5 protein-coding genes and 1 tRNA gene are annotated in these 3,929 nt (G+C 32.7%); 3 read left to right on the plus strand and 3 right to left on the minus strand.

Going from position 1 to position 3,929, the window contains the following annotated elements:
• Positions 1-710: zinc transporter ZupT (zupT, locus tag Q0616_RS05515; protein ID WP_298775670.1), on the plus strand; the 710-nt coding region annotated here is incomplete at its 5' end.
• Positions 711-761: 51 nt separating this feature from the next.
• Here the strand turns inward: zupT and Q0616_RS05520 are convergent.
• The 3 genes from Q0616_RS05520 to Q0616_RS05530 all read right to left on the minus strand — a co-directional run bounded on the left by Q0616_RS05520 (position 762) and on the right by Q0616_RS05530 (position 1,913).
• A tRNA-Cys gene (locus tag Q0616_RS05520) sits at positions 762-832 on the minus strand.
• A 52-nt stretch (positions 833-884) separates the two neighbouring features.
• Positions 885-1,241, minus strand: coding sequence for a dihydroneopterin aldolase (gene folB, locus Q0616_RS05525; RefSeq protein ID WP_171622714.1), 357 nt, complete (start codon positions 1,239-1,241; stop codon positions 885-887).
• Between the two features lie 69 nt (positions 1,242-1,310).
• On the minus strand, positions 1,311-1,913 hold the full coding sequence (locus Q0616_RS05530; RefSeq protein WP_210766892.1) for a superoxide dismutase: 603 nt from the start codon (positions 1,911-1,913) through the stop codon (positions 1,311-1,313).
• Between the two features lie 134 nt (positions 1,914-2,047).
• On the opposite strand from Q0616_RS05530, the gene Q0616_RS05535 reads away from it, so the two are divergent.
• Both Q0616_RS05535 and Q0616_RS05540 read left to right on the plus strand, forming a co-directional pair.
• Positions 2,048-3,253: a serine hydrolase gene (locus Q0616_RS05535; RefSeq protein WP_171622715.1), complete on the plus strand. Its 1,206-nt coding sequence runs from the start codon at positions 2,048-2,050 to the stop codon at positions 3,251-3,253.
• On the plus strand, positions 3,228-3,929 hold a 702-nt coding region (locus tag Q0616_RS05540), incomplete at its 3' end, for a 3'-5' exonuclease (RefSeq protein WP_298775679.1). The genes Q0616_RS05535 and Q0616_RS05540, both read left to right, overlap by 26 nt.

Below are 3,929 nucleotides of genomic sequence, written 5' to 3' on the forward strand. Positions count from 1 at the left end.
TTTTGTGTTTATTGTACAAAAAATTCAATCCAAAATTTTTAGGTGTGATGTTAGGGATTTCTGCTGGAGTAATGCTATATGTATCTTTTGTAGAAATTTTAACAAAAGCACGATTATCTTTATCCGCTGTTTTTGGAGAAAAGTTAGGTTACAGTTATACTTTATTGGGATTTTTTATAGGAATATTAATTATTATTCTAATTGATAAAATTTTACCACATCATCACCACGAAGAAAATAAAACAGAAACAACCGATCAAAAACTTTTACGATTAGGAATGTTTTCTGCTTTGGCATTATCTATTCACAACTTCCCTGAAGGTTTAGCCACTTTTCTTTCTGCATTAGAAAATCCTACCTACGGCATTTCAATCGCTGCCGCAATTGCCATACATAACATTCCAGAAGGAATCGCAGTAGCGATACCTATATATTATGCAACAAAAAATAGAAAGAAAGCTTTTTGGTATTCTTTTCTTTCAGGATTAACAGAACCAATTGGCGCTTTAATCGGATATTTTGTCCTTTTGCAATTCTTTGATGAATCAATTTTCGGAGCAATCTTCGCAAGTGTTGCTGGAATGATGGTGTATATTTCGATTAATGAACTAATTCCAACTGCTAAAGAATATGCCGGAAAAAAATTATCTACTTACGGTATCGTTATCGGTATGTTTGTGATGGCTGTGAGTTTGGTGTTGTTTATGTAATAAGTTTTCGGAAAATAAAAAAAGCTTTAATCAAATTGATTAAAGCTTTTGAGGTTCCTAGCGGATTCGAACCGCTGTGGACGGTTTTGCAGACCGCTACCTAGCCTCTCGGTCAAGGAACCATTCCCGTTCTTTTGGACTGCAAATATAGTAATATTTTCAGAAAAAAAAACTTTAATATGTTTTTTCTAAAATAATACTTACTTTTTCTACATGCCCACCAATAGGAGGATTCAGCTTAGACAATTTTACTTTAGCATAAGTCACATTCGTAAGTTCTTGACCTATACGATCTAATACTCTTTTACAAACATGTTCTAACAATTTAGATCGAACACCCACTTCTTCCTTTACAATTTTATTTAAGGATACATAATCCAAGGCATCAACTAACTCGTCCGAATCACATGCTTTTGTAAAATCGGCATGTGCTTCCAAATCAACCAAATAATCCGAACCAATTCTTGCTTCTTCTTCTAAGCATCCGTGATTCGAATAAATTTTTATATTCTCTAAAATAATTATTCCCATTTTCCAAAGATAAAAAAAGACTTGCGTATTTCTACACAAGTCTTATATTGTTTAAAATTTTAAACCTTATTATTTAGCAGATGCAAATCTTTCTGCAACTTTATCCCAGTTAATTACATTGAAAAAAGCCTCGATATAATCAGGACGACGATTTTGGTAGTTTAAGTAATAAGCATGCTCCCAAACATCTAATCCTAAAACAGGGAATCCTTGTACATCAGCAACTGGCATCAAAGTAGAATCTTGATTTGGAGTTGATGTTACAACTAATTTACCATCTTTTACGATTAACCAAGCCCATCCAGAACCAAAGCGTGTTGCAGCAGCTTTAGCAAATTCATCTTTGAAAGCTTCGAAAGATCCAAAAGCAGCATTAATTGCTTCAGCAACTTCAGCAGTTGGTTGTTTCGCTCCACCTGGAGTTAAAATTTCCCAAAATAAATTGTGGTTGTAAAACCCACCACCATTGTTACGAACAGCTGGTTTATCTGTACCTTTAGCTAAGATTTCTTCGATTGTAGCATTTGCTAAATCAGTTCCTTCAATAGCGGCATTTAAGTTATTTGTGTACGCAGCATGGTGTTTATCATGGTGAATTTCCATTGTTTTTGCGTCAATATGAGGTTCTAATGCATCAAATGCATAAGGTAATTTTGCTAATTCAAAAGCCATAATATTTATTTTTTAGATTTATTTTCTCGTATAAAGATACATATTAACTCTACAAAAACGATTCCGAAGTGATAGAATTTTAACATTATTTAATAGTAAAAGCTTATTTTAGTAAAAGATTATAATTTTTTGAGATGAAAATACTTTGGAAAATAATAAAATGGTTCATTATAATCATTTGCGTATTAATTCTAACTCTTTATGCAACAGGGAATGATTACATTTTTCGTGGTGTAAAATTAACTTATATGAAAGGTGAAAAAACAGCTAATATAAATGACTACAAAGATTTTGACAATAATGTAATTTTGGCAGGTTCTCCGCGAGTTTGGCATCAACATTTGGATTATAATCAATTTCCTTTGTCAGTTAACTTTGAAAAAGAGATGAAAGATTTTGGTACAGCTGGATTTGTTATCATCAAAGATCATCAGATTCTGAGCGAATATTATTTTAACGGTTATGCACAAAATGATATTACCAATTCGTTTTCGATGGCAAAAACATTTACGACAATGATGTTAGGAAAAGCAATAGAGCAAGGTTACATCAAAAGCTTAGATCAAAAAATCACTGATTTTATTCCAGAATTTAAAGATGATCGATTTGGTTCGCAATGTACAATTGGCGATTTATCTGCTATGACATCAGGATATGATTGGGATGAAGATTATTATTTTCCTCTTAATCCTACTGCAAAAGCGTATTATGGAGATGATATTGTGAAACAAATGTTAGATCGAAAATTTGTTTCTCAACCAGGAAAACATTTTAAATACCAGTCGAGTGATACACAATTATTAGGAATCGTTATTGAACGTGCTATTGAAAATAAATCGTTATCGCAATATTTCCAAGAAGAGTTTTGGCAACCTATGGGAATGGAAATGGATGCACAATGGTCCAAAGACAATCCAAAGGGAATGGAAAAGACCTACTGTTGTTTCAATGCGACAACTCGCGATTTTGCAAAGCTTGGACAATTGTTACTGAATGATGGAAATTGGTATGGAAAACAGATCTTAGATTCTACATTTGTACAGAAAATGGTTTTACCAAACAAAAAAGCGTTCGAACCAAATGAACCAAAAATTTATGGTTATTCTGTTTGGATGGATTACGATTACAAGACACCTTTTTATGCAATGTTAGGACATTTGGGACAACGTGTCATTGTAATTCCGTCAGAAAAAATAGTAATTGCCCGAACAGGGAAAACACATAATGATCTTCCAAATAACCATCCAATAGCCGATGGTGATGTTTATCGATTAGTTGACGAAGCGATGCGTATTAATCAAAAAATAAAAGAAAATGATCCAACGAATTCCTTACAGTAAAATATTATTTTTAGACATCGAAACGGTTCCACAAACAGATGATTGGAACCTTTTATCAGACAGAACAAAAGCGCTTTGGGAAAAGAAAACAGCTTATCAACGTAATAATAATGAAATTTCTCCAGAAGAATTTTACCATGAACGTGCAGGCATTTTGGCTGAATTTGGTAAAATTGTTTGTATTTCTGTAGGGATTGTTGTCAAAGATTCATTTATTCACATCAAAAGCTTCTATGGACACGACGAAAAGAAATTGTTAGAAGATTTTAATTCGATGTTAATTGAAAATTTTTTCAAACCAGATCATCTATTATGTGCACATAATGGAAAAGAATTTGATTTTCCTTACATCGCTCGCCGAATGATGATTAATCAAATTGAAATTCCTGCAATTCTACAATTATTTGGCAAAAAACCTTGGGAAGTTCAGCATTTAGATACCATGGAATTATGGAAATTTGGCGATTATAAAAATTATACATCGTTGGATTTATTAGCCAATGTATTCGAAATTCCTACGCCAAAAGATGATATAGATGGTTCGCAGGTCGCAAAGGTTTATTATGACGAAAATAATGTCGAACGCATTAAAGATTACTGTGAAAAAGATGTGGTGACCTTGATTAATGTTTTTCGAAAAATGAGATATGATATTCCGCTCTCGAGAAAAGAAGAT

Source organism: uncultured Empedobacter sp. (assembly GCF_937930195.1).
In the GTDB taxonomy this organism is placed as follows: Bacteria; Bacteroidota; Bacteroidia; order Flavobacteriales; family Weeksellaceae; genus Empedobacter; species Empedobacter stercoris.

Excerpts from the sequence above, each read along its gene's own strand:
- Q0616_RS05530 (WP_210766892.1), bottom strand. The coding sequence starts at position 1,913 with ATGGCTTTTGAATTAGCAAAATTACCTTATGCATTTGATGCATTAGAA.
- Q0616_RS05535 (WP_171622715.1), top strand. The coding sequence starts at position 2,048 with ATGAAAATACTTTGGAAAATAATAAAATGGTTCATTATAATCATTTGC.
- folB (WP_171622714.1), bottom strand. The coding sequence starts at position 1,241 with ATGGGAATAATTATTTTAGAGAATATAAAAATTTATTCGAATCACGGA.